This window comes from Niabella terrae (assembly GCF_054783135.1).
In genome coordinates, this window is record NZ_BAAGRD010000008.1 from 347826 (window position 1) to 372150 (window position 24325).

The 24325-nt window shown below is 48.4% G+C and carries 23 protein-coding genes; 15 read left to right on the forward strand and 8 right to left on the reverse strand.

Translation table 11 applies throughout. From position 1 onward, the window contains the following. Positions 1–36: 36 nt before the first annotated feature. The 4 genes from ACYVI9_RS09670 (at position 37) to ACYVI9_RS09685 (ending at position 7938) form a co-directional block, all read left to right on the forward strand. On the forward strand, positions 37–3015 hold the full coding sequence (locus tag ACYVI9_RS09670; RefSeq protein ID WP_460763924.1) for a SusC/RagA family TonB-linked outer membrane protein: 2979 nt from the start codon (positions 37–39) through the stop codon (positions 3013–3015). A 128-nt stretch (positions 3016–3143) separates the two neighbouring features. Next, positions 3144–4715, forward strand: coding sequence for a RagB/SusD family nutrient uptake outer membrane protein (locus tag ACYVI9_RS09675; protein WP_460763926.1), 1572 nt, complete (start codon positions 3144–3146; stop codon positions 4713–4715). A 100-nt stretch (positions 4716–4815) separates the two neighbouring features. Then, a complete protein-coding gene (locus tag ACYVI9_RS09680; protein ID WP_460763929.1) occupies positions 4816–5838 on the forward strand; it encodes a SusE domain-containing protein in 1023 nt (340 codons plus the stop codon). Positions 5839–6000: 162 nt separating this feature from the next. Next, positions 6001–7938 (forward strand): beta-L-arabinofuranosidase domain-containing protein, encoded by a 1938-nt coding sequence (locus tag ACYVI9_RS09685; RefSeq protein WP_460763931.1) that lies wholly within the window; start codon positions 6001–6003, stop codon positions 7936–7938. A gap of 23 nt (positions 7939–7961) precedes the next feature. Here ACYVI9_RS09685 and ACYVI9_RS09690 read toward each other — a convergent pair whose 3' ends face one another. Beyond that, positions 7962–8894 carry an alpha/beta hydrolase gene (locus tag ACYVI9_RS09690; RefSeq protein WP_460763934.1) on the reverse strand — a complete coding sequence of 311 codons (933 nt, stop codon included), beginning with the start codon at positions 8892–8894 and terminating at the stop codon, positions 7962–7964. A 238-nt stretch (positions 8895–9132) separates the two neighbouring features. Continuing rightward, positions 9133–9969, reverse strand: a complete 837-nt coding sequence (locus ACYVI9_RS09695) for a phytanoyl-CoA dioxygenase family protein (protein WP_460763937.1) — start codon at positions 9967–9969, stop codon at positions 9133–9135. Between the two features lie 522 nt (positions 9970–10491). On the opposite strand from ACYVI9_RS09695, the gene rplM reads away from it, so the two are divergent. The 8 genes from rplM to ACYVI9_RS09735 all read left to right on the forward strand — a co-directional run bounded on the left by rplM (position 10492) and on the right by ACYVI9_RS09735 (position 17237). Next, positions 10492–10935, forward strand: coding sequence for a 50S ribosomal protein L13 (gene rplM, locus ACYVI9_RS09700; protein WP_460763939.1), 444 nt, complete (start codon positions 10492–10494; stop codon positions 10933–10935). Positions 10936–10996: 61 nt separating this feature from the next. Further along, the gene (rpsI, locus tag ACYVI9_RS09705) at positions 10997–11386 is read left to right on the forward strand and encodes a 30S ribosomal protein S9 (RefSeq protein ID WP_460763942.1); all 390 of its coding nucleotides are present in this window, start codon (positions 10997–10999) and stop codon (positions 11384–11386) included. Positions 11387–11416: 30 nt separating this feature from the next. Then, positions 11417–12295 carry a 30S ribosomal protein S2 gene (gene rpsB, locus ACYVI9_RS09710; protein WP_460763944.1) on the forward strand — a complete coding sequence of 293 codons (879 nt, stop codon included), beginning with the start codon at positions 11417–11419 and terminating at the stop codon, positions 12293–12295. A gap of 151 nt (positions 12296–12446) precedes the next feature. Next, the gene (gene tsf / locus ACYVI9_RS09715; RefSeq protein WP_460763947.1) at positions 12447–13283 is read left to right on the forward strand and encodes a translation elongation factor Ts; all 837 of its coding nucleotides are present in this window, start codon (positions 12447–12449) and stop codon (positions 13281–13283) included. A gap of 293 nt (positions 13284–13576) precedes the next feature. Continuing rightward, the gene (locus tag ACYVI9_RS09720; protein WP_460763949.1) at positions 13577–14968 is read left to right on the forward strand and encodes an alpha-L-fucosidase; all 1392 of its coding nucleotides are present in this window, start codon (positions 13577–13579) and stop codon (positions 14966–14968) included. A gap of 388 nt (positions 14969–15356) precedes the next feature. Further along, entirely contained in the window at positions 15357–16469 is a 1113-nt protein-coding gene (locus ACYVI9_RS09725; RefSeq protein ID WP_460763951.1) for a C1 family peptidase, read from the forward strand. Positions 16470–16499: 30 nt separating this feature from the next. Further along, the gene (locus ACYVI9_RS09730; protein WP_460763953.1) at positions 16500–16847 is read left to right on the forward strand and encodes a hypothetical protein; all 348 of its coding nucleotides are present in this window, start codon (positions 16500–16502) and stop codon (positions 16845–16847) included. 96 nt (positions 16848–16943) lie between these two features. Further along, the gene (locus tag ACYVI9_RS09735; RefSeq protein WP_460763956.1) at positions 16944–17237 is read left to right on the forward strand and encodes a protease inhibitor I42 family protein; all 294 of its coding nucleotides are present in this window, start codon (positions 16944–16946) and stop codon (positions 17235–17237) included. 9 nt (positions 17238–17246) lie between these two features. On the opposite strand, the gene ACYVI9_RS09740 is transcribed toward ACYVI9_RS09735, so the two are convergent. Next, positions 17247–19097 (reverse strand): chloride channel protein, encoded by a 1851-nt coding sequence (locus tag ACYVI9_RS09740; RefSeq protein WP_460763959.1) that lies wholly within the window; start codon positions 19095–19097, stop codon positions 17247–17249. A 68-nt stretch (positions 19098–19165) separates the two neighbouring features. Continuing rightward, positions 19166–20149, reverse strand: a complete 984-nt coding sequence (locus ACYVI9_RS09745) for an aldo/keto reductase (protein WP_460763962.1) — start codon at positions 20147–20149, stop codon at positions 19166–19168. Between the two features lie 233 nt (positions 20150–20382). Between ACYVI9_RS09745 and pyrH the strand changes: the two genes are divergently transcribed. The 3 genes from pyrH (at position 20383) to ACYVI9_RS09760 (ending at position 22199) form a co-directional block, all read left to right on the forward strand. Beyond that, positions 20383–21096, forward strand: coding sequence for a UMP kinase (pyrH, locus tag ACYVI9_RS09750; RefSeq protein ID WP_460763965.1), 714 nt, complete (start codon positions 20383–20385; stop codon positions 21094–21096). A 13-nt stretch (positions 21097–21109) separates the two neighbouring features. Then, a complete protein-coding gene (gene pdxH, locus ACYVI9_RS09755) occupies positions 21110–21754 on the forward strand; it encodes a pyridoxamine 5'-phosphate oxidase (RefSeq protein ID WP_460763967.1) in 645 nt (214 codons plus the stop codon). 112 nt (positions 21755–21866) lie between these two features. Continuing rightward, positions 21867–22199: a DUF6686 family protein gene (locus ACYVI9_RS09760; RefSeq protein ID WP_460763970.1), complete on the forward strand. Its 333-nt coding sequence runs from the start codon at positions 21867–21869 to the stop codon at positions 22197–22199. Positions 22200–22278: 79 nt separating this feature from the next. On the opposite strand, the gene ACYVI9_RS09765 is transcribed toward ACYVI9_RS09760, so the two are convergent. The 4 genes from ACYVI9_RS09765 to ACYVI9_RS09780 all read right to left on the reverse strand — a co-directional run bounded on the left by ACYVI9_RS09765 (position 22279) and on the right by ACYVI9_RS09780 (position 24308). Continuing rightward, the gene (locus ACYVI9_RS09765; protein WP_460763972.1) at positions 22279–22404 is read right to left on the reverse strand and encodes a 30S ribosomal protein THX; all 126 of its coding nucleotides are present in this window, start codon (positions 22402–22404) and stop codon (positions 22279–22281) included. A 222-nt stretch (positions 22405–22626) separates the two neighbouring features. Then, positions 22627–22896, reverse strand: a complete 270-nt coding sequence (locus ACYVI9_RS09770; protein WP_460763975.1) for an HU family DNA-binding protein — start codon at positions 22894–22896, stop codon at positions 22627–22629. A gap of 294 nt (positions 22897–23190) precedes the next feature. Then, entirely contained in the window at positions 23191–23511 is a 321-nt protein-coding gene (locus tag ACYVI9_RS09775; protein ID WP_460763978.1) for a DUF4286 family protein, read from the reverse strand. Further along, positions 23511–24308 (reverse strand): exodeoxyribonuclease III, encoded by a 798-nt coding sequence (locus ACYVI9_RS09780; RefSeq protein WP_460763981.1) that lies wholly within the window; start codon positions 24306–24308, stop codon positions 23511–23513. The genes ACYVI9_RS09775 and ACYVI9_RS09780 overlap by 1 nt, the downstream gene beginning before the upstream one ends. Positions 24309–24325 lie beyond the last annotated feature (17 nt).

The window sequence follows — 24325 nt, forward strand, 5'->3', positions numbered from 1 at the left end:
ATTCATCCTATTAATTGCTTTATTAATTGTTTGTCTATGTTATTTACAAGATTGCTATCTGCTTATTGCATGATTTTTCTGTTACTGATTAGTAGTCTGGCTTTTGGACAATCGCGAATGGTCAAGGGCCGGGTCACCGATGCCAGCGATGGCGCGCCTCTGTCTGCGGTCACGGTAACTGTTCAGGGCAGCCAGACAGCGGCTTCTACTGATGCCGAAGGAAATTACAGCATCCAGGTTCCCGATACCTACCAGGTACTGGAGTTCAGCTATGTGGGTTATACCACCCAGACCCGGACAATTGACGGTCCGGTCCTGGATGTGAGCCTGACTGCGGCCGTCGCGGCCCTGGAGAATATCGTAGTCATCGGTTATGGAACGGTACGTAAAAAGGACCTGACCGGCTCGGTGGCTGTCGTAAGTTCCAAGGATTTTAACAAGGGGCAAAGCACGACGCCTGAACAACTGATCGCAGGTAAAGTACCCGGCGTACAGATTACGTCCAACAGTGGTGCCCCGGGTGCAGGAAGCACCATACGCATCCGGGGTGGGGCTTCGCTGAATGCCAGCAACGACCCCCTGATCGTCATCGACGGTGTACCAATCGACAACGGGACGATTTCGGGGATCAGCAATCCTCTGGCCACGATTAATCCCAACGATATCGAGACTTTCAATATCCTGAAAGACGCATCTGCTACCGCAATATACGGTTCGCGGGCCTCGAACGGTGTCATCATTATCACGACCAAGAAGGGTAAACGCGGCAAACCGGTGGTCAATTTCAATACGCAGTTTTTGGTCTCCCGGCTCCCGAAATACGCGGACGTGCTCGGGGCGGATGCCTTCCGGACTTTTGTGCAGGAAAACGGTGACGCGGATGCAACAGCCCTGTTAGGAGATGCCTCAACCAACTGGCAGGAGGAAATTTTCCGCACCGGAATTTCCAGCGATAATAACCTGAGTGTCTCGGGAGCGGCCGCCAAGGGCGCCCTGCCATACCGGGTGTCGCTGGGCTATCTGAAACAACAGGGTGTGCTCAAAACCAGTGATCTGGATCGTTATTCTGCCGGTATTAACCTGAGCCCCAGTTTTCTGGACAATCACCTGAAAATAGACCTGAACCTGAAAGCCAGTCAGGCAGATACCCGTTTCGCCAATGAAAGTGCAATCGCCGCTGCAGTAAATTTTGATCCAACCCAACCGGTATATTCCGGATCGAGTCGTTACAACGGTTATTATGAATGGCTGGATGCCGGTTCTGTCAACGGTCTCAAACAACTGGCACCCAGAAATCCGCTGGCCCTGCTGATGGACCGTCATGATAACGCCAGAACCTTCCGCAGTATCGGCAATATTCAGTTTGATTATAAATTTCATTTTTTACCCGATTTAAGGGCCAACCTGAATCTGGGTTATGATTATGCCCATTCCCATGGTCATATAGTGGTCGATGACAGTGCTGCGCAGTCTTACCAGCGTTTCCAGGGAAAAAGCGGTATTAATAATGAATATGGCTACTACCGCGATAACGGGCTGGTTGAGTTTTACCTGAACTACCAGAAGGAACTCGGTCTGCATCGGCTGGATGTGACTGCGGGTTACGGTTATTACGATTTCGTAACGCGGCTGATCAATTATCCGGACTATACCCGCGATGGTACCATGGTTTCCACCCCTACTTACGGCTTTGATAAACCCAGGTATACCCTGATTTCCTATTACGGCCGGGTGAATTATTCCTTTAATGAGAAATACCTCCTGACAGCAGCACTACGTACCGACGGGTCTTCCAAATTCAATCCGGACAACCGCTGGGGGCTGTTTCCTTCAGCTGCCTTTGCATGGCGGATCAGCCAGGAAGCTTTCCTGAAAAACAGCGCCGTGGTTTCCGATCTGAAACTGCGTCTGGGTTATGGTATTACCGGTCAGCAGGACGGCATTGACTATTACGATTACCTGCCCTATTATACCCTCAGCTCGGAGACGGCCCAGTACCAGCTCGGTGACGGTTTCTATCAGATGTACCGTCCGGATGGATATTATTATAACCGGACCTGGGAACAGACAACGACTTATAACGCCGGACTGGATTATGGCTTTTTCAGCAACCGCATCAATGGTAGTATCGATTTCTATTATAAGAAGACCAGGGACCTGCTCAATGAAGTGAACCAGCCTGGGGGAACTAATTTTACCAATAAGATCGTTGCCAATATCGGCAGCATGGAAAATAAGGGCGTAGAGTTTGCCCTCAATACCATACCGGTGCAGACCACGGATTTTACCTGGAACCTGAATGTCAATGCCACTTATAACCAGAATACCATAACGAACCTGACCATTGTGGACGACCCTTCTTACCCGGGTGCGGCTACCGGTGGTATCAGTGGCGGTGTGGGCAATCTGATCCAGATTCATTCAGTAGGATTTCCCCGGTCTGCTTTTTATGTATTACAGCAAGTGTACGATGACCAGCATCAGCCCCTTGAAGGCGTCTTCGTGGATCAGAACAACGACAACCTGATTAATGAGAAGGATTTTTACCGGTATAAAAACCCTGATCCGGATGTATTCCTGGGCATGAATACCGGTATTATTTATAAACGGTTTTCAGCTGGATTTGGCATGCGGGCCAATATCGGTAACTACGTATACAATAACGTGATTTCGGCGACGGGCACCCGTTCCAATATTATCAATCCACTTGGATACCTGAATAACGGGTCAGCCGATGTGCTTTCCACCGGCTTCGCAGGCACCGGCGACAAATTTGTTTTCTCGGATTATTTTGTTGAGAATGCTTCTTTCCTGCGTATGGACAACGCCTATATCGGTTATGATTTCGGTAAAGTATTCGGAGGTACCGGCAACCTGCGGTTGAATGCCAACCTGCAAAATGTCTTTGTAATTACTAAATACAAAGGGCTCGATCCGGAAGTGGCCAGCGGCATTGATAATAATTTTTATCCCCGACCCAGGGTATTCGGGTTGGGTCTGAATCTTGATTTTTAGAACAGTCAGCAACCTTCCGGCCGAATGCTTTCTGCAATTTCGGGAATCGGAGAAGAAAGACGAAAGAAAACATACAGAGGAGCTGCCAGATATCCTCTGAAGATTAAAAAACAATAGAAAACATTCAGATGAAAAAGCATTTATTGATTGTTATTGCCCTTGCCACCGTCTGGGTTTCCTGTAGTAAAAAACTGGATCGTTATCCCTATAATGATGTGACGGGTGATATCGTATACAGTTCCGTCAACGGCTATGTACAGGGCGGCGTAAAAGTATATGGTGCATTTGCCCTCACCGGAAACCAGGGCCCCGCGGGCAATGGTGATATTAAGGGCATTGATGAAGGGTTCTCCGATTTTTTACGCCTGTACTGGAAAGCACAGGAGCTGAGTACGGACGAAGCGGTAATTTCCTGGGGGGATGCGGGTATTCAGGACTTTCATAATATGAACTGGTCCAGCAGTAATCCTTTTTTGACTGGCCTTTATTATCGTTGTATGTACCAGATAACACTGGCCAACGAATACATCAATCAGTCTTCAAATGACCAGCTGGCCGCCAAAGGCATCAGTGGCGCGGACGCTTCCAATATCGTGAACTTCAGAAATGAAGCCCGGTTTCTTCGTGCTTACCAGTACTGGGTACTGATGGACCTGTTCGGCAATCCGCCATTTGTGACGGAAAAAGACGTGATCGGATCCGGCACCCTGCCGCAGCAGATTGGCAGGGAAGCGCTGTTCGCCTACATTGAATCAGAACTCAAGGACATCGAAAATCTGTTGCCCGAAGCCCGCAGCCATGAATACGGAAGAGCGGATAAGGGTGCTGCATGGGCTTTGTTGGCCAGGCTCTATCTGAATGCAGAAGTCTATACGGGTACACCCCGATACGATGACGCACTCGGTTATGCCAAGAAAGTTATTGATGCCGGCTACAGCTTGTTGGGGGATTACCGTCAGCTAATGTTGGCGAATAACAATGTAGATCACCGCGAGTTCATCCTGACCATCAATTATGATGGCCTGAAAACCCAAAGCTTTGGTGGTACTACATTTTTGACCCATGCACCTGTAGGAGGAAGCATGCCTGCTTCCAGCTTTGGCATAGGTGGCGGCTGGGGTGGTGTCCGCACCACTAAAAGTCTGGTAGATCTGTTTCCGGACCTAACGGGTGCTGCAGACCAGCGGGCGCAGTTCTATACCAACGGTCAGTCGCTGGATATCGAAGACCAAACTAAATTTGAACAGGGCTATGCAATCACCAAATTCAGAAACCTGAACGCCAATGGCAGCTCCGGGCAGAGCCTGGATTACGCAGATGTGGATTTTCCCATTTTCCGGCTGGCTGAGCAATACCTGATCTATGCAGAAGCCCTGAAAAGAGGAGCGGCGGGCGATGCCAGCCTGGCACTGGGTTATATCAATGCTTTGAGAGGACGCGCCCATGCAGGCCAGATTACGGCTTCGGAAATGACCCTGGATTTCCTGCTGGATGAAAGGGGCCGTGAATTGTATTGGGAAGGGTTTCGACGTACCGATCTGATCCGCTACGGCCGCTTTACCACCAGTAGTTATTTATGGCCCTGGAAAGGCGGTGCAGCGGCAGGAAAGGCCGTAGAAGATTTCAGAAATCTATATCCCATTCCTGCGGCTGATATCAATGCGAATCCCAATCTTGACCAGAACAGTCCGGAATACTAAAAAGAAAATTTTCAAATGATGCCAGGCGCCTTCGAATCCGGTTCCCGAGAAAAGTAAAAGGCCGGAAGCATCGAAACTTATAAAATGTAAATCGTTACTCATGAGATATTTTACCATCCTGCTGTTTGCGATCGTCGGTCTTGCCGGACTCAGTTCCTGCGAAAAAGAAGGGGTTCTGGCGCATGCTTCATCTCCTGAATCCGGTGGCAACCTGACTGCGGCTCCTTTAAGTACGGTTGTCCTTCAACTGGCTGATAAAGCAGAAAAAGTAACTGCCTTCAGCTGGGAAGCTGTAGATTACGGCGTACCTACGGCTGTTTCCTATACGCTGGAGTACGACCTGGCAGGAAATGATTTTGCCAATGCCCGGGAAGTAGCCCTGACCAACAACCTTTCCATGGACGTAACCCAGGCCATGCTGAATGCCTATGCGGTTCAAAGCGGTGTAACGGCAGGTCAGTCCGCTTCAGTGGAATTTCGGGTAAGAACCAGTATCGGAGGCACAACTCCTGCGCTGGTAAAGTATTCCAATGCGCTGACGCTGGATTATACGACTTACGATGAGATTGTATTCTGGTATGTTCCGGGCGACTATCAGGGTTGGAATCCGGCAGCTGCACCCCGACTCGGTTCCACCGATCTGGAAAATTATGCCGGCTATGTATATGCCATTCCCTCCGGATACCCGAAATTCAAGATTACCGCCAACCCGGACTGGAACCTGGCTTACGGTGATGGTGGCAACGGTACCCTGAGTACCAGTGGTGGCGATATTGAATGGCCGGCACCCATGCCCGCCAGTCCTGGTGTTTTCTATATTACCGCAGTGAAATCCACCCTGGCCTATGCGATCAAACCGGTAAAATTCATGATTGCTGGAGATTTTAACGGCTGGAACAACAGCACGGATGAACTGACTTACAGCCTCGATAATATTTATACTTTTTCGACTGATTTTGCTGCCGGCGGCTTCAAGATTGTCATTGACGGTAATTGGTCCGGAGGCGACGGAGCCGGCAACCTGGTGATCGGCGGTGGTGAAAATGTGCCCATTACGGCGGGTACGCATACCGTTAAAGTGGATATGAGCAATCCACCCCGTTATAAGGTAACAGTGGAATAGATTACAGGATTTTGCGCTCTTTTATCCTGCTTGAGGACTGAGGCTGCTTTTTACTTTGAAGGCAGCCTCAGATATTTTATATTTAGGCGGATTTTGGTTGATCGTTTTTGAATTTTATCTGACAGTTTTTAAAAGAGATAGCTGAACACCCCTTCGCAAATGATGGTAAAAGCCATAATCAGTATACTCAGGACCGGGCTCCCGGTGATCTGGGCGACATCAGTTGCAGCGCAACCCTCCTCGTTTCAGTTGCAGCCGGAACGGCTGCAGCAACTGCCCTTCGGAACCGTCAGTCCGGCCGGATGGATCAGGCACCAGATGCAGGGAGATCTCCGCGGTTTTGTGGGTCATCTGGATCGCATCGTTCCGGATCTGATCGGAGATTCGATTTATCAGAACCGGTTACATGCACACAGCCGCGCCCGTGATCTCGGGAATCTGAAACAGGGTGATATCGGTGGTGACGATCAGTACAAATGGTGGAATTCAGAAACACAGTCCAACTGGCGTGACGGATTTATCAGGCATGTGCTTCTACTGCAGGACACCAGTTTCTTCCCATCGCTGGATCAGTATCTCAGTGGTATCCTGCAGCATCAGGACCAGGATGGCTATCTGGGCATTTATGGAACGGATCTGCGTTACCGGTTTACATCCGAAAATGGGGAACTCTGGGCCAAAGCCACCTTATTAAGAGGATTGCTGGCAGCTTATGAAGCTACGGGGGATACCACCCTGCTTCGGGCGGTGAAAAGCGCCGTGGGGGATGTAATGCAGCATTATCCCGTTTACCGGTCGAATCCTTTTTTTGCCGGCCGGGAATTTTCAGGGGGCGTTGCCCACGGCTTGATGTTTACCGATGTCTGCGAAACCCTTTTCCGGATTACGGGATGGCCGGAGTACCGCCGTTACGGTCTTTTCCTCTACGAAAATTTTTCATCGAATTTTTCTTTCGAAAAAGACATACAATTGCCCAGCATCCTGAATCCTGATTACCGGCTCTCGGGTCATGGCGTGCACAGTTATGAACACCTGAGGGCATTGACCCTGGCGGCTTTCAGCAGTAAGGACACGGTTTACCGGGCGGCCCTGCAGGTCTATCTAAAACGGATAGCGACCTTGCTGACGCCGTCAGGAGGACCTATCGGAGATGAATGGATCGGAGGCAGGACGGCTGACGCAACCCAAACGGGATATGAATATTGCTCGATTCAGGAACTCATGGACAGTTACGGACTCCTGATGCAAAAAACAGGAGACGCCCGCTACGGGGATCTGATCGAAAGAATATTTTACAACGCTGCGCAGGGCGCGCGGCATCCGGATCGGCCCGCCATTGCCTATCTGAAAACGGATAATTCCTATGCAATGACGGGGACCCGAAACGGCGGGTCCGAGAAAAATCAAACCCGGTACAAATACTCACCTGCCCACCAGGATGCGGCGGTCTGCTGTGTACCCAACGCTGGCAGACTCAGCCCTTATTTTGTACAATATATGTGGATGCGACAGGGCCCCGATACCCTGGTAGCTGCATTGCTGGGTCCTTCGGTACTGAAGAGCCGTGTTGGGGACAAAACGCTACAAATCCGGGTACAGACCCGCTACCCCTATGAAAATCGCCTGCATTTCACGGTGACGGTGCGCCGGCCGGTCACTGCTACTTTGAAAATCAGAAAGCCGAATTGGGTCCGTGCTATCCAATGCAGTATGCCCTGTCAGGAGCTCGACGGATTTGTTTATATACGCGGTGATTTTGTGGACAGTACCGGAATTGATTTGGTTTTCGAAACCGAAGTACAGGAACACAGCACCCAAAACGGGGATATCTATTTTAGTTATGGAGCCCTGGTCTATACCCACCCGCTGGAAAGCATAGAAACTGCAGGGAGGAGCTATGCACCCGGATTCACAGATTATTTTTACCAGGAAAAAGGTCATAGCCGCTACTGCTACCAGGCCGACAACGACGCCCGCTATCAGGAAGGAAGCATCCTGCTTCGACTGATCAATAAGGCTACCGGACAACCGGAACCCCTGAAACTGGTGCCTATCGGCCAGACAATTTTGCGACAGACCAGTTTCCCTGACGCACCGTAGTCCCAGGATATAAGTCCCTGAGTTTACTTTAGCATAAACCGGATGGGGATATGCAGCCGCTGCGCCCAGGAGCTTTCCACATGGGCGGCGCCTTCGAAACGAAGCGTCTCCCAGTTTTTCGGTCCATAGCCCCGCTGTCTGAGAATATTATCAACCGCATGCTGATAGGGACCGTAATCCGCATCCAGGGTCTGTGTGCCGTAATCAAAATAAAAGCGGTGGGTTTGAGGATCGGGCAGCTGTTTTTGGAGGTAAGCATAGAATGCTGGGGGAATCGGATTACCGGCGACTTCAAAAATGCCCGGCCAGTGGGTAGACATACAAATGGCGCCGCCGAAAACATCAGGATATTCACAAACGGCATACAGGCTGATCAGACCACCCATACTGCTACCGATCATAAAATTATGTTCCCGGTCTGGCAGAGTACTGTAGGCGCTGTCGATAAAGGGTTTTAATTCTTCCACGAGAAACTTCAGGTACCGATCGGAGTAAATAGGGGTCGCAAAGAGGGGGTTCTCGCCCCATTTAGTTTTTAGCAGGCTGTCCTGGACAGCAGGTGCCAGTGTTTCAAAAGGCTTTTGCGGAAAATATTCTGCATGTCGCTTTACGCCCGCATTATCGATGGCAACCACAATTGTGGGATGGATTTTTTTTTGCTGCTGCAACCGGCCCATCACTTCGTCCATAATCCATTCCTGTCGCGTCCAGTTAAAGGCTGCATCCCAAAGGTTCTGACCGTCCTGGGCATACAGCACCTGGTATTTTCCAGTCGGCTGATAATCGTCCGGCAGCCATACCCTCACCATTCTTTCGCCGATATACCGGGAATTAAAATGAGGATAAGCTATCAGTTTGCCTGAACTGACCTGCGGGGCCTGACAGAAGCCATTGAGAAGAAAAAAACAAAGCTGCAGACTGCATAGCGCCCGCCGCCCAAACGGTTGTAATTTCATGAGCGATTTTTTAGGGTTGACTCAGGGGAGGCAAACCGGTTTTTAAGATAATCCAGCATTCGCGTATTGGCCGGATGATCACAACGCCATCTGTCCAGCGCCCTTAGCCAGCTTGGGGCATCCTGAAGAGCACCGGTATTCATCTCCAAACCCGCACAGCAGGCTTGTCGGATCTTAAGGAGCAGACGCTTCGGAGGCAGATCCTCCTGCCTCCAATGCGGACCTACAAACCGGAGTTTCACGAACGGGGATTTTCATAGATGACCGGATTGAGAGGAGAGGCAATGATCTGATCTACTTCGGCGCCCGGACACCAGGTATCCCAATCATTCTGTTGGTTTTCATTTTCCGGAGCCTTGAGTTTCATGTCGCGGTCCATATAAATAACGGTCATCACTTTTCGCACTGATCCGGTACTGTTGGCACCGGCCCGATGAAAGATCCAGCCGGAATGAAAGCTGATTTCTCCCGGATCAAAAGCTTCAATGACATGATTAAAATCAGTGACTTTCAGGCGTTGGCGAATCAGGTGCTCACTCTCGTCACCAATCGCCAGTTCGCGGCCTTCCACAATCTGATGACTGGCTGCACTGAATTCCAGTGGCCCCATTTCCAGCGGCGTTGCCTGCAGGGGTATCCAGGCCGTAATCGTTTTGTCGGTCGACAGCGGCCAGTAATACTGGTCTGCATGCCAAGGGGTAATGCCGCCGCCGCTTTCTTTGAACAGTGCCTGGTCGTGATAGATCCGTACACCCTCCACTTGCATTAGTTGGGTGGCAATCCGGCCCAGTCTTTCGCTGAAAACCAGGGCCTTGGCATCCTCATTCACCCGCCAGAGATTGAACAGTTGCAGAAAAGCTTTGCCATAAGTATCGCGCTGCCCCAAGTCACTTGTAATCGTGTTCATCCGGGCTACCTGATCGGTAATGGCCTGATTAAAGTAGTCCAGGACGGCCGCTGATAAAACTTCTTTTAATTTGATATATCGGTTTTCCTGATAAAAAGCGATGGCAGCTGCCGGCAGTTCATAGGGCTGGGTCAGTTCCTGAAGTAAAGAATCCGGTATCCTTGTCATGATGGCAATATTTTGTAGCGTAAAGTTATATTTTAACCCCGTTTATGCATGGATCTTTATCTGGATTTTATCTTTTTTCTGACCGGTTCGTTCATTTTATCCGTATGCGGGTTGTAGCCGGGCAACTTCAGGAATCAGATTAACCCCATCACCGGTTCCGGCAAGGTGGGGTTGGTTTCGCCAGGCAGCCATTGGATACGACCCGCTTCAATCTTTGTCAAAGTTTTCGGTAAGGGCCTGGCGGCGGGCGAATAGTACCGGTAATTTTCCGGTTCTGGACCCCAAGGCCCTGCCGGAGAACCTGAAAACTGGATTTTTTCATCCCTGGAATCGAATAAGATCAAAAATAACGGGCAAAATTATTACTGAAAATCAATACCTTATGGAGGTGCTCTAAAAAAACCGGGCTAAATTTTATTGTTTTTGCCCAAGGCTGCATTACCTTTGCAGCCCGAATCCGAAAAGGGAGGGAAACCGGGGGATAGCCCGGGATTATTAATAAGTAACAAAATAATTTTTACAATGAGCAAGCAACACTTCACTACGAAGCATGCGAACGAGGCTACCGTACAGCGTAACTGGTACGTTGTAGACGGTACTAATCAAACCGTAGGACGCATGTGTTCCAAAATCGCCGCCATTCTGCGCGGTAAAAACAAAGCGTATTATACGCCCCATGTTGATACAGGTGATTATATCATCGTTACCAACTGTGAGAAAGTTAAATTAAGCGGTAAGAAAATGGATCAGAAGGTCTATGATACTTACAGTGGCTATCCCGGTGGCCGTAAGGAAGAACTGGCGTCAGATCTGCAGAAAAGACGTCCCGAAGTGATCATCGAAAGAGCCGTCAAAGGGATGCTGCCCAAAAACAGACTGGGTCGCAAAATGTACAAGAAATTATTTGTATATGCCGGTCCTGCGCATCCGCACACCGCCCAACAACCTAAAGAGCTTAAATTCTAAATTTCTACTTAGTAGCTGAGCCTGCCGAACAGCCGGTTCTGCTTACAAAAATCTTCAATAAATGGAAAAACAAAAAAACGCAGTTGGTCGCCGTAAAGAAGCCGTTACCCGCATCTTTATCAGTAAGGGTACTGGCGCCATCACTGTAAATGATAAAGATTACAAGGTTTATTTTCCGCTGGTATACCTGCAAAACCAGGTGGACCGCCCTTTGAAAGCTACTGAAGTTGCTGATAAATTTGATATCAAAATCAATGCTTCAGGCGGTGGATTAAAAGGTCAGGCAGAAGCAGCCATGCTGGGTATTGCCCGTGCACTGGTGGACCTGAACCCGGAGTTCCGTCCTGCTTTAAAAGCTGCCGGCTTACTGAAACGGGATCCCCGTTCTGTGGAGCGTAAGAAATTCGGTCATAAGAAAGCAAGAAAAAGCTATCAGTTCAGTAAACGCTAGATTTCAAATTATAATTTTCAAAATATTTCAATGGAAAACAATACATCATTACAGCAGCAACTTCTGGAGGCCGGTGTACATTTCGGACACCTGAAAAAGAAATGGAACCCCAAAATGCTGCCTTATATCTTCGCTGAGAAAAAAGGCATTCACATTATCGATCTGAATAAAACAGTGGAAGCTTTACAGGAAACTGCAGCGGCCCTGAAGCAGATCGCACGCAGCGGTAAAAAAATCCTTTTTGTCGGTACTAAAAAGCAGGCGAAGGATATCGTTACCGAATGCGCACAGAAAGTAGGCATGCCTTATGTAACCGAGCGTTGGCTGGGTGGTATGCTGACCAATTTCAACACCGTGCGTAAAAGCGTTAAGAAAATGCAGAGCATTGAGAAAATGCTGACCGATGGTTCCTTTGACAGCATTACTAAAAAAGAAAGGCTGACTTTGACCCGTGATAAAGATAAGATGGAGAAGGTTCTGGGTGGTATCGCTCAGTTGGGACGGGTACCTGCTGCGCTTTTTATTATTGATATCGGCCATGAGCATATTGCCCTGGCAGAATCAAGACGTCTTGGTGTAACTACTTTCGGTATCGTGGATACCAATTGTGATCCCAATAAAGTGGACTTCGCTGTTCCTGCCAATGATGATGCGACCAAGTCCATCGCCATTCTGGTAAACTATATCACTGCAGCCATCGAGGAAGGTCTGGCAGAGCGTCAGGCAGCTAAAGATGAAGATGTGGACGATTCGGTTTCTGATGAAAATGAAAAACAGGCTGCAAAACTGCAGGCGGAAGCTGAAGCCGAAGGTGGCCGTGCCGGTCGCGGTCGCAGTGCCGGCCAGGGTGGTCAGCGCAGAAGAACTACCGGTGGTGGTGGTGCCAGAAGTGGTGCACCCCGGAAATAATCTGGCTCCTGACCCGACATGCCTTTCCGCAGGATGGCAGGTAGTAGGGAATGGAACAGGACCGTTTAAATAAGAACCTATCGACGGGTTCGGCAGGTGAAGCTGCGAAGCAGTCATCCTGCCGGACCTTTAACCTGAAATTTGAATACAAATGAGTACAGTAACTATAACCGCACAGGATATCAATAAATTACGTCAGGCTACTGGTGCCGGAATGATGGATTGCCGTAAAGCACTGACGGAAACCAATGGTGATTTTGAAGCCGCTATTGACTGGCTGCGCAAGCAGGGACAAAAAGTGGCCGCTAAACGCAGTGACCGTGAAGCGAAAGAGGGCGTTGTTATTGCCCAGACTACTGCTGACAATGCATCAGGTATTGTAGTATGTGTGAGCAGTGAAACTGATTTTGTGGCGAAGAATGAAGATTTTATAGCTTTTGTTAAAAGCATTGCAGATGCCGCGATCGCTTCCGGTGCCAACAGCATCGACGAACTGAAAGCAGCGGATGTTAATGGCGTAAAAGTGGTGGATCTGGTCAACGATAAACTCGCTTCGATTGGTGAGAAAATAGAAATCACCAAATTCACCCGCATAAATGCACCTTTTGTGGCTTCCTATATTCACGGAGCCAACCGTATCGGCGTACTGGTCGGTCTGGATAAAGAAGCTGCGGAAGCCGGAAAAGATGTGGCCATGCAAATAGCTGCGCTGAATCCGGTAGCGGTAGATGCGGCCAATGTGCCGGCTGATATTATTGCTCGCGAAAAAGCGGTGATCATTGATACCATGAAAGAAGATCCGAAAATGGCGGGCAAACCCGAAGAAATGCTGGCGAAAATTGCCGAAGGCAAATTGGGCGCTTTCTTTAAAGAAAACACCCTGACTGCTCAGGCCTTTGTGAAAGATGCCGGTATCACTGTGGGTGATTACCTGAAACAAAGTGGTGATGTGAAAGTGTTAGAGTTCGTACGTGTTGCACTGGGTTAAACATCGATCGTTTATAAAATAGCTTTAAAGCGCTCCCTCGGGGGCGCTTTTTTGTGCAAACCTTTGCGCAGAATATTCCTCAGGAGATGCCCTACATTTGAAGCAGCGACGGTAAAATGCTTGCAGAGATGCCATAGATTACGGCAACTTAGTACCGTAAAAGCTTGATTTCTGTACCTATATATGGAAGGGACCACGATCGTGTTTTTCATTTACGGGCATCAGCGGGCCGCTGTCGGAGCTTTTTGGAACAATCAAAAATATAAGCAGAAGTGATAAAAAACTGTTTACTGATGGTCATACTGGCTGGCTGGGTAGGGACCGGAATGGCACAACAGACGACCAAGTCAATTTTGCACGGCGCCCACCGGGAAGGGAAGAGACAGGATGCCGCGATGCAGGAATGGCGCGATTATGGGCTGGGGATGTTCATCCACTGGGGGCTGTACTCCTTATACGGAGGCCAGTACAATGGAAAAGACTACAAATACGCGGCGGAATTTATCAGGGGCTTTGTGCCAACGGCCGTTTATGATAAAGTCTATAAGGAGTTTAATCCGAAAGCGTTTAATCCAGATGAGTGGGCTGCCACCGCCAGAAAAATGGGCGTGAAGCTGGTATATTTTACGACCAAACACCATGATGGTTTTTGCATGTGGCCCAGTAAGTATTCCAATTATACGATTGCGCAAACGCCGTATAAGAAAGATATTGTCAAACAGGTTGTGGATGCTTTTAATAAACAGGGCATTGACGTACATCTCTATTACTCCATTCTGGATTGGACCCATCCGGATAATAAGAACGTTTTAAAAACCGCTGCTGATTCAGCCGCCAATGAACGTTTCAAGGTCTTTGTCAAAAACCAGCTGACCGAACTGGTCCGGAATTATCCAACCATCAAGGGCCTTTGGTTCGACGGCACCTGGGATGATTTCTGGAAGAAAAGCGGCGCTTTTTCAGATTCCCTGGAACAGTACCTGAAAGGGCTTAATCCGAATCTGATCATTGGAAGCCGACTGCGCGCCGATGAATACGGCAACCGCCATATAGATGGTAATGGTAAATTGATGGGCGATTATCATCAGACCTGGGAAAGAAAGCTCCCGAAGGATTACGCGGCGACACGGGGCTATGACTGGGAGTTTATTACGACGCTGGGTGAGAACGGCTGGGGCTATCAAAAGCATTATCTGGGTCATTTGAAAACAGTTCCCGAACTTATTGAGATGATCGTAAAGTCTGTTTCGCTGGATGGGAATGCCATGATCAATTTTGGTCCGATGGGAAATGGAAAAATCCGACCTGAAGAACTGGCTATTGCCGATAGTATTGGCCGCTGGATGGACAAAAACCATGTGGTGGTTTATCACAGCGACTATGCCAGGGGATGGAACAAAAAAGACTGGGGCTATTATACCCGTAATAACAGCAATGGCAAAATTTACATGACCGTATTCAATGTTCCGGTGTCTGGTAAACTCCGGGTCACCCTGCCCAAGGGCGCCTTGCTGAAAGGTGCGAAATTGTATGTGGACGGTCAGCGACTGGAAGTCTTTAAACTCGATGGCATGGACTATTTTATCAGCCTGCCGTCCCGGAAAATTTTTAATGAAGCTTTCGTCATTGAGCTGGATACTGAATCCGGCAGCCTGAATAATAATGAAAAAGATGCATTAACCTAATGGCATAAGTTGGTGTTTTTTGTGATGAAAAAAACGTCTCCTAAGGGGGGCGTTTTTTCATTTGGTGCGCCCGATAACTGCGGAATGCAGCATAATTAAACCATCCTGGTTTTCTGCCTTCAGCATGATATACAGCGGATGATGGGACCGGTTCCGGGGAAGATAATCCATCCCCCAATCGGGTTATCGCTTCTATTAGGTATTGACAATGCGGTGGTTGTCGTTGTATATTGCACCTGTAATTGCGGCTGATTGAAAAGCACTGACCCGAACTGACCGCCCCGAATCAGATTTGAAAAAACACCAATTTTTAAAAATGACAATGGCAACCCTCAGTTAAGGCCGATGTCTTGGCCGCCCTCTATTCATCACCATAAAATCAAAAAAAATGGCGATTAACGTAGCTAAAATCAAAGATGCCATTCAGGAACAGAACTTAACCTGGCAGGCGGCAGACAATGAGTTCACTGCCATGAGTGAAAAAGAACTCAAGTACTTTTTGGGATTTACTCCGGGCCCAAAAGATATTTCTATTGAAGAGCGGGAGGCCCGTTCAGTCCGGTCACTGGCATCCTTCAATGCTTCAGCAGCGGGCAAGGGCATTAAGAAAAGGAAGGCTTTCGGTGCCCCGGCTTCCTTTGACTGGCGCAACAACGCCGGCCGCAACTATATTACAGCCATTCGTAATCAGGCCGCCTGTGGCTCTTGCGTGGCATTCGGCTCGCTGGCTGTTGCAGAAGCTGTATTTCGGATCCAGCGCGGCAACCATACCCTGCCTATTGATTACTCAGAGGCGCAGCTGTTCTATTGCCACGCCAAAAGCGAAGGCCGTAATTGCGGCAACGGCTGGTGGCCGGACAAAGCACTGAATGCGCTGAAGAGTAAAGGCGTCGTCGATGAAGCCTGTTTTCCCTATACCGGCGGTGATCAGGCCTGTAAGACCTGTAGTGATGCGGCCAGCCGGACAACCAAGATATCCGGCTACACCAAACTAACTACGGCGACCACCATGAAAAACTGGATCAGCACCAAGGGCCCCCTTGTGGGATGTTTTTCGGTCTATCAGGATTTTTACAGTTACCGGTCCGGTGTATACCGCAGGACCAGTAATAATTATATCGGTGGCCATTGTATTGCTGTGGTGGGTTATGACGATGTAAATAAATGCTGGATCTGTAAGAACAGCTGGGGTGCCACCTTCGGTGAGTCAGGTTATTTCAGGATTGGTTACGGCCAATGTGGTATCGATGCCGAAATGTATGGCATCAATGGTATTATTGAAACCCAGTGGACCGGTGCGCATAAAATAAGAGGTCTCTGGTCCAATAATGCCGCCAATAATTCCTGGGCTTATATTGATAGTTTCGGCTGGAGAAAAATTTCCTCGACCAGTGACAATATCCATATGAACCTGCTGATTCAATGTATTTCTGCCAAAAACAGAAATCAGGCAGTCAATATCCATCTGACCAATGGCATTATTGACGAGATTTATAACTAAACCATTTTTAAAAGTATTAAATACAATATCATGGCTAAATCCAATACAAGCAAATTCAGTGCTCCGGTAGATCAGGACAGTGTTCTGGCAGCAATCAGCACCGTCAAATCTAACGAACCCAGCCTGCTGCCCGCAGAGGCAATAGATGGCATTGCGGTTTGGAAGAATAATACCAAAATTGTCAGTACCTGGGGAAAAGCACAGGATAAAAATGCCTGGCTGAATGTCAGCGGTCTGGGATTCCGGAAAATTAAAAACAGCAATGCCCAGTCCCTGCTGGCGATGCTGATGATCGGTGCCCATGCCCGTGATAAAGGCAGTGTCGTAAATGTCCGGACTGAGTCCGATAATATGATTTACGAAATTTACGCCTGGTAATCAGGTATCTTTATCCCGAGAAACAGATCTAAATTGCTTTTACTGTTGCTTTACGCAATGGTAGAAGCAATTTTGTTGATGGCATAAATTCTTCATATGGCTAAAACGATACATCTTCAGGTTGGTGAAACTTTCAACACTTCTGTGGAGAATATGGCCGGCGGCGGCTATCTATGGGCCCTGGTTTCAGAGAAGGCGAATGTGACCGATACCAGCCTGCATACCGATGCGCCCGGCAAGCATCAGGCAATCGGCGCAGCATCCACACAGACCATCCATATCAAGGGCAAAGCAAAGGGCAGCTCTGAAGTCATACTGGCACTTAAAAGACCCTGGGAATCGGGTGAAGATGCGATTAAGGAACTGCGGTTTGAGGTAAAGGTGGGATAGCAACGCCCGTCATTCAACGGAATAGTCTTTTAGCAACTGGCGGTAGCTGGCCAGTATGGCAGATTTTGAGATAAATCCTATGAAGATGTTCTCCTCGTCTGTTACAGGGAGATACCAGCTGTCTGTCGCATCAAAGACTTTAACGACTTCGGGAAGCGGTTGCCAGGGAAAAATAATTGCCGCTGGCGCTTTCATCAGTTGTTGGACGGAATGATCCGCATCCAATTCTTTATTGAAAAGGATGGGTCGGATATCGTCCAGTGTAAATATGCCTTTTAGATGCTGCTGATCGTCCAGTACGGCAAAAATATTTTTGTTGCCGTTTTTTATAACCTGTTGGACATCTCTTAAACGGGCTTCCGGATGCAGGGTTTCTGACTGACGATCGATTAAATCAGCCGTATGCAGCACCGAAAGCAGGTTCTTATCATGCTCATGTGTAAATATTTTGCCTTCCTTAGCGAGTGATTTATAATCGGGCGGCAGCACGGAGAACCAGCGGGCCATGAGGTAGGATATGACGGAAACGATCATCAGGGGGATGAACAGGTCATATCCCAGGCTTGATTCCGCAATCAGAAAAATCGCTGTCAAAGGAGCATAAAGCGCGCCACTCATTACGCCTGCCATCCCGGCGAGTACCAGATTGGAAACCGGGACCTCCCGGAAGCCCAGTTGTGTACATACCATCGCAAACAGAAATCCCAGCGTGCCGCCGGCGAAAAGTGAAGGGGCAAAATTACCGCCGTTGCCTCCGCTATGAATAGTAATGGACGTAGCGAAAGCTTTAAGCAGACAGATGAGTACCAGGAAAATTATAAGCGTCCAGTTACCGGGTTGCAGGTACCGGAAGAAACTGTTGTGCAGTACCTGCTGGGCGTCGCCGTTGGCAAATTCCTTTATCGTTGAATAACCTTCGCCAAATAATGGCGGGAAGGCGACACAAAGTAAAGAAAGTGCCAGGCCACCGAACATCGCAATCCGCATTCGGGAATAGCCGATTTTTTTGATAAAATGTTCGATAAACTGCGAGATAACCACAAAGTACCGGGCATACAAACCGGAAATCAGCCCCAGGATCAGGTAATACAGGATATTACGATAATCAAAAGATTCCCGGGCATAAAAGCGGAACAATACATCATCCTGTAGCAGCAGTCTTGAAAGCAAACTACCACATACTGCCGCCACTACCAGCGGAATAAAATCAGAAAATACCACACCGGTCAGGAGAATTTCAAAAGCGAACATAATGCCGGCAATGGGTGCATTAAAGGCGGCGGCAATACCGGCGCTGGCACCGGCGGCCAGTAACAGGGTACGCTCTTTATATCCCAGTTTATAAGTCTGGGCATAATTGGAACCAATAGCCGCCCCTGTGACAGCCATCGGGCTCTCCAAACCTGCCGAGCCGCCAAGACCAACGGTGATGGCACTCTGTACCATCTGGGAATAGGTCTTGACCCTGGCGATAATACTGGAGTTTTGTGCAATTTCGTGGAGTACCGCACCGATTCCTTTTCGATCCTGTCCCTTAAAGATCGTCAGCACCGTCAGGGTAGTCAGCACAATACCCAAAAACGGGAATACAATATAGAACATGACCTGATATTCGAAATGTACTTTTGTGACGATCCATTCATGGATATAATGGACAACTGCTTTTAAAAGAACACCGGCCAGTCCTGCGGTACAGCCTACCAAGATGCCCGAGAGTATCAGAAACTGGTTGCGGTTCAACCGGTTTTGCAACCAGTAGAGCACCAATTGGTAGCTGCGCACCCGTTTGAGGCTGTATTTCTGAAAATCCCTTTTGAATTTCAGAAAACTGATGTATTTCTTTTTGTTATGGAATTCCAAACTCCTGAATTTAAATATTGTAGCCGCAGGGAAGGTTGCAAATGTACAACCCTTTAAACCTGAGTCCATCAGGTAAAATACTTTTCGGCCAGCCAGCTACGGATCAGTGCAAGATCTTCCTCACTGATTTGTATTTCCATCGCTTTGGCGTTTTCAATTGCCTGCCGGGCGTTGCGGGCACCGGCCAGGGCGGTGACCACCGCAGGCTGATGAAAGGTCCAGGCCAGTACCAGTTGTGCCGGTGTAGCCTGGTATTTTTTTGCAAGTTCTTCCAGTGCATCTGTAAGTGTATTAACTTTTTCCAGATCAAAACGCCCGAAATATTGATTGCGGTGATCCGCTTCCGGCAGGTCCCGCATACTCCGGTATTTTCCGGTGAGTAAACCCCGTTCCATCGGGCTGTAGGCAATGATGGAGAGTTGATGTTCCAATGCATATGGGATGGCATCCTGTTCGTACTGGCGGCGCAGCATGCTGTAGGGCACCTGGTCGCTTTGAAGTTTTACCGTCTGTTCGGCTTCTGCCAGTTGCGCAGCATTGTAATTGCAGACGCCGATCGCCCGAACCTTACCATCCTGCAGCATTTTTTCCATGGCCCGCATGGTTTCTTCGATCGGCGTTGTCGTATCAGGCCAGTGGAGCTGGATCAGGTCAATATAATCAGTCTTCAGATTTTTGAGGCTGATTTCAATGTCCTCGATTGCTTTATTAAAACCTCCGTAGCGGTAAACTTTGCGTGTATTGCCAAAGCGATCCTGACCTTCAAAGGCAAAATCGCCCTGCTCCCGGTCCCAGACCATACCGAATTTGGTCAGTAACTGAATCTTACTCCGGTCATAATTCCGGATGGCCTTACCCACCAATTCCTCGCTGTAGCCAAAGCCGTAAATCGGTGCCGTATCAATAGAAGTAACTCCATGATCGATATAGGCCTGAATGGCTTCGATGGAATCCTTTTCTTCATTGCCGCCCCACATAAATCCACCGATGGCCCAGGCGCCCATTGTTATCGGGGTAATGGTTACATCGCTGTTGCCAATTTGTCTTTTCATATTATGTCTTTTTAAGTATAATTTTACGCATCCCCAGCGATCAAGTTGCCGATCCGGAGCGGCAGTCGGTTGCAGAAAGCCGAATTCACACAACAGACCAGTCTTACTGGTTAGGCGGGGATTGACGGAGCGCATTCCGCATGAAAGGTATTAATTTTTACCCTTTCCACTTCAAAATGCGTTCGTTATCTTCGCCATGCAATTCTGAACAATTTAACTATAAAATATTTTGCATGCAGCCTAAATACAAGCGGGTACTTTTGAAACTTTCCGGAGAAGCATTAATGGGAAAAAACAATTACGGGATGGATCCCGATGTAATTACCCGGTATGCACAGGAAGTGAAATCCGCTGTGGACATGGGCGTTGAAATCGCCATCGTTATAGGAGGCGGCAATATTTACCGCGGCATGAATGAGGCCCAGACCGGTATTGAAAGGGCCCATGGTGATTATATGGGCATGCTGGCAACGGTCATTAACGGGATGGCCCTGCAGGCAGGGCTGGAAAAGGCCGGGATATTTACAAGGCTACAGAGTGCGATCAATATGGATCAGATCGCTGAGCCCTATATCCGCCGTCGTGCCATCCGGCATCTGGAGAAAAACCGGGTGGTCATATTTGGGGCCGGTACCGGAAATCCTTATTTTACCACTGATACTGCTGGTTCCCTCAGGGCCATTGAAATCAACGCTGATGTGATCCTGAAAGGTACCCGGGTAGATGGTGTCTATACCGCCGATCCCGAAAAGGATCCCACGGCTACCCGCTACCAGACCGTTACCTATCAGGAATGTCTGAGCCAGAACCTGCGGATCATGGACATGACTGCCTTTACCCTCTGTATGGAGAATCAGTTGCCCATTATTGTGTTTGACATGAACAAGGAAGGTAATCTGGCCCGCCTCGTACAAGGTGAAGATGTCGGGACCTTAATTCATTCTTAAACCGTCACTCAGCATGTCGTCCATTGCAGATATAAGAACCCAATATTCTCAAAAAGTATTAGTCGAAGACGCCGTGCTGCCGGATGCCATTCAACAGTTTGAACAATGGTGGAAGGAAGCGCTGGAGGCAGCTATTACCGAAGTCAATGCCATGACGCTGGCCACGGTTAACGCCGAAGGCTTACCAGACGCCAGGATCGTATTGCTCAAAGGATTATCACCGGAAGGATTTACTTTTTTTACCAATTTTGAAAGCAGCAAAGGGCGCCAGTTGGCGCAACATCCGCAAGCTTGTCTGGTGTTCTTCTGGAAAGAACTGGAACGGCAGGTACGGGTACGCGGTGCGGTGACAAAAGTTCCCGATGCCGAAAGCGCAGCCTATTTTTATTCCCGGCCTGAAGGCAGTCAGGTGGGCGCTATCGTGTCGCCGCAGAGCCGGATCATTGAGAGCCGGCAGCAACTCGAAGACCAGGTGAAAGGCTTACAAGCCGCCGTTGCCTCGGGTAAAGCCCTTGAAAGACCCGCATTCTGGGGCGGTTTCCGTCTGAGTCCTACATCGGTTGAATTCTGGCAGGGCAGACCCAATCGGTTACATGACCGTTTGTTGTATACCCTGCGACCCGAAGGAGGTTGGAAAATCTCCCGCCTTGCTCCCTGAACCGAAGCCGACTTACACGGTTTTTAATTTTTCCCGAATTCGTAATCTTTTTTTCCCGATACGGCCGCTCCGGTCAAGCGGTATTCCTGATTTTTGCCCAAAACGTCATTTTATGTCCTGTGATTTTCAATCGCTCTATTACGGCTCGGAAGGATATGTGGTCCGCTGCCGGCAATGCGGTCATTATCAGATAGCCTTTATTTCCACAATGCTCACCTTGGAAGAAGCTGATTTTGAGGCTTTTTGCAGGCATGTCAAATATAAATCCCGTCACTCCCTGACCCGGTTGAATCAGGACGCCAAAATCATCATGGTGGCTACGCCAACACAGGGCGTACATCTGGTATTGACGCCGGGAGAATTTAAAGCACTGGAAGAAATGTTGGAAGCTGCAGACAATGAGTCAAAAGCGCAGGCCCTGCTCTGTTTGTTCCGAACCCCTTAGGTTAGCCTTAGCTTTTTATCAAACAAAAAACAGGAACAAAGTTCCTGTCAATAACGTTAAAGCCGGTTGCGCACTGCTTTTATTTAGCGGCGGCTTCCTTGGCTGCTTTTTTCTTTTTGGTATCCGGAGAAATAGCCGGTCTGCTTTTGCCAAAAGATGCTTTAAAGCGTTTGCCTTTCGCCGTTTTTTTATCACCTCTTCCCATATTGAAATTTTTAGAATTTCCGCAAAACTACGTAAAAAATATGAGTTAGCGGGTGCTTTTGCCTTCAAAACAAACCCTGGCGAAGGCCCCGTGGCGGGGACGCCGGCCGCCATGGAACCGATTCATTCGGGAGAATAGCAGCAACCAAGGGCCAGCCGCATATTTTCGCATGAAAAATGCCCTGAAAAAGTTCAGGGCATTACAATGAAATGGGTTGGTCTGTTAGATCTTAGAAGACAGCTCTTTACCTGGTTTGAAGCGAGCCACTTTTTTAGCTTTTATTTTGATAACAGCGCCTGTCTGAGGGTTGCGTCCGTTACGCGCAGCTCTTTTAGTTACAGAAAAAGTACCAAAACCAACTAAAGTAACTTTATCGCCTTTTTTCAAAGTTTTTGTTACCGCTTCAACAAAAGAATCTAAAGTTGCGTTTGCCTGTGTTTTAGTAATACCAGCGTCGTTAGCAAGCTTGTCGACCAATTCTGATTTGTTCATAATTAAATTTTTTATAGATTTTTAAGAACAACAAAATTATAAGGTTTTCCCGCATTCGGGCAAAATTATTTAAAGCCCCAGGGTTTTTAAAACCGTTGTAAGTCAATAGGGGCAAGGATTTGCGCAAACAGTGCACCGACCAACCGGGAAGCGCTTACCGAATATAATATGCTAAAATCCTTTACTGGCGCGGGTTTCAGAGGAAACCCGCTGAAATACGCTACAGGAGAGCCTTTCAAAGGAATATACATTTTTTTTGGAATTTTATCCTGTCAAAAAAAATCTTATTCACATTCAATTCACAAGTTCCATAACGGTCCTGAAAGCTATAAATCGGTGGCCCCATTTGTCAAAACCGGCCTGCCGCAGCCTCGGGGAATGTTCGCTGAGGTAACGCTCGTATTCGGCCCGGGAGCGGGCAAAATACTGCACCGTAAAGGTCGGTCCATCCGTCTCATCCATGTCTTTCAACCGCCATAGAACCGCATCAAAAAAGCAGCCGGTAGCCAGCATGGCCGGAATATGTTCCTGCTGCATCCATTCCAGCCAGGGGGCCTGGATCTCATGCGCCAGTTTAGCGGTTACATTATATACAATGGGAGCCCGGCTGTTCATCAGCTCCTGAGTTTTAAGTAGATGGGACAATGATCACTCTGTTTGACATCCGGGAAGATATCTGCATCTTCCACCTGGTTCTTTAAGGGATCGGTAACCGTAATATAATCGATCCGCCAGCCTTTATTATTGAGTCTCACGGAAGGAAAACGCTGACTCCACCAACTATAGCGATGGGGTTCATCCGGGTGAATGATGCGGAAACTGTCATTGAAACCGTCCTGCAGGAACTCATCCATCCAGGCCCGTTCTTCGGGCAGAAAGCCGGAGGATTTTTTATTGCCCTTGGGGTCGTGTATGTCTATTTCCTTATGGGCGATATTGTAATCCCCGCAAACGATGAGCCGGGGATGGCTTTTTTTCAGCTCATTTAGATAGGTATGGAATTCATCCAACCAACTGTATTTAAAGGCCTGACGCAGATCGCCACTGGTACCGGAAGGAAAATAGGCATTGATCAGCCGGATATTACCAAAGTCCAGCTGAATGACGCGACCTTCGTCATCACTGACCTGATGCCCCGTGCCATAATGCACCTGGTCCGGCTTGATTTTCGTAAAGACGGCCACACCGCTATAGCCTTTTTTCTGTGCCGAAAACCAATAGTCATGGTAGCCCAGCCGGGTAAAGGGTTCCAGGTCCACATTGTCTTTTTCTGCTTTTGTTTCCTGTAAACAAATGATATCAGCAGGATCGGTCAGCAGCCATTCCAGCAATCCTTTTTTAATGGCGGCCCGGATCCCGTTTACATTATAACTGATAATCCGCATATTTTCTGAGGGTTTGATAGGAGGCAAAATTAAGCAGTTGATTT

Excerpts from the sequence above, each read along its gene's own strand:
- ACYVI9_RS09670 (WP_460763924.1), top strand. The coding sequence starts at position 37 with ATGTTATTTACAAGATTGCTATCTGCTTATTGCATGATTTTTCTGTTA.
- ACYVI9_RS09675 (WP_460763926.1), top strand. The coding sequence starts at position 3,144 with ATGAAAAAGCATTTATTGATTGTTATTGCCCTTGCCACCGTCTGGGTT.
- ACYVI9_RS09680 (WP_460763929.1), top strand. The coding sequence starts at position 4,816 with ATGAGATATTTTACCATCCTGCTGTTTGCGATCGTCGGTCTTGCCGGA.
- ACYVI9_RS09685 (WP_460763931.1), top strand. The coding sequence starts at position 6,001 with ATGGTAAAAGCCATAATCAGTATACTCAGGACCGGGCTCCCGGTGATC.
- ACYVI9_RS09690 (WP_460763934.1), bottom strand. The coding sequence starts at position 8,894 with ATGAAATTACAACCGTTTGGGCGGCGGGCGCTATGCAGTCTGCAGCTT.
- ACYVI9_RS09695 (WP_460763937.1), bottom strand. The coding sequence starts at position 9,969 with ATGACAAGGATACCGGATTCTTTACTTCAGGAACTGACCCAGCCCTAT.
- rplM (WP_460763939.1), top strand. The coding sequence starts at position 10,492 with ATGAGCAAGCAACACTTCACTACGAAGCATGCGAACGAGGCTACCGTA.
- rpsI (WP_460763942.1), top strand. The coding sequence starts at position 10,997 with ATGGAAAAACAAAAAAACGCAGTTGGTCGCCGTAAAGAAGCCGTTACC.
- rpsB (WP_460763944.1), top strand. The coding sequence starts at position 11,417 with ATGGAAAACAATACATCATTACAGCAGCAACTTCTGGAGGCCGGTGTA.
- tsf (WP_460763947.1), top strand. The coding sequence starts at position 12,447 with ATGAGTACAGTAACTATAACCGCACAGGATATCAATAAATTACGTCAG.
- ACYVI9_RS09720 (WP_460763949.1), top strand. The coding sequence starts at position 13,577 with ATGGTCATACTGGCTGGCTGGGTAGGGACCGGAATGGCACAACAGACG.
- ACYVI9_RS09725 (WP_460763951.1), top strand. The coding sequence starts at position 15,357 with ATGGCGATTAACGTAGCTAAAATCAAAGATGCCATTCAGGAACAGAAC.
- ACYVI9_RS09730 (WP_460763953.1), top strand. The coding sequence starts at position 16,500 with ATGGCTAAATCCAATACAAGCAAATTCAGTGCTCCGGTAGATCAGGAC.
- ACYVI9_RS09735 (WP_460763956.1), top strand. The coding sequence starts at position 16,944 with ATGGCTAAAACGATACATCTTCAGGTTGGTGAAACTTTCAACACTTCT.
- ACYVI9_RS09745 (WP_460763962.1), bottom strand. The coding sequence starts at position 20,149 with ATGAAAAGACAAATTGGCAACAGCGATGTAACCATTACCCCGATAACA.
- pyrH (WP_460763965.1), top strand. The coding sequence starts at position 20,383 with ATGCAGCCTAAATACAAGCGGGTACTTTTGAAACTTTCCGGAGAAGCA.
- pdxH (WP_460763967.1), top strand. The coding sequence starts at position 21,110 with ATGTCGTCCATTGCAGATATAAGAACCCAATATTCTCAAAAAGTATTA.
- ACYVI9_RS09760 (WP_460763970.1), top strand. The coding sequence starts at position 21,867 with ATGTCCTGTGATTTTCAATCGCTCTATTACGGCTCGGAAGGATATGTG.
- ACYVI9_RS09765 (WP_460763972.1), bottom strand. The coding sequence starts at position 22,404 with ATGGGAAGAGGTGATAAAAAAACGGCGAAAGGCAAACGCTTTAAAGCA.
- ACYVI9_RS09770 (WP_460763975.1), bottom strand. The coding sequence starts at position 22,896 with ATGAACAAATCAGAATTGGTCGACAAGCTTGCTAACGACGCTGGTATT.
- ACYVI9_RS09775 (WP_460763978.1), bottom strand. The coding sequence starts at position 23,511 with ATGAACAGCCGGGCTCCCATTGTATATAATGTAACCGCTAAACTGGCG.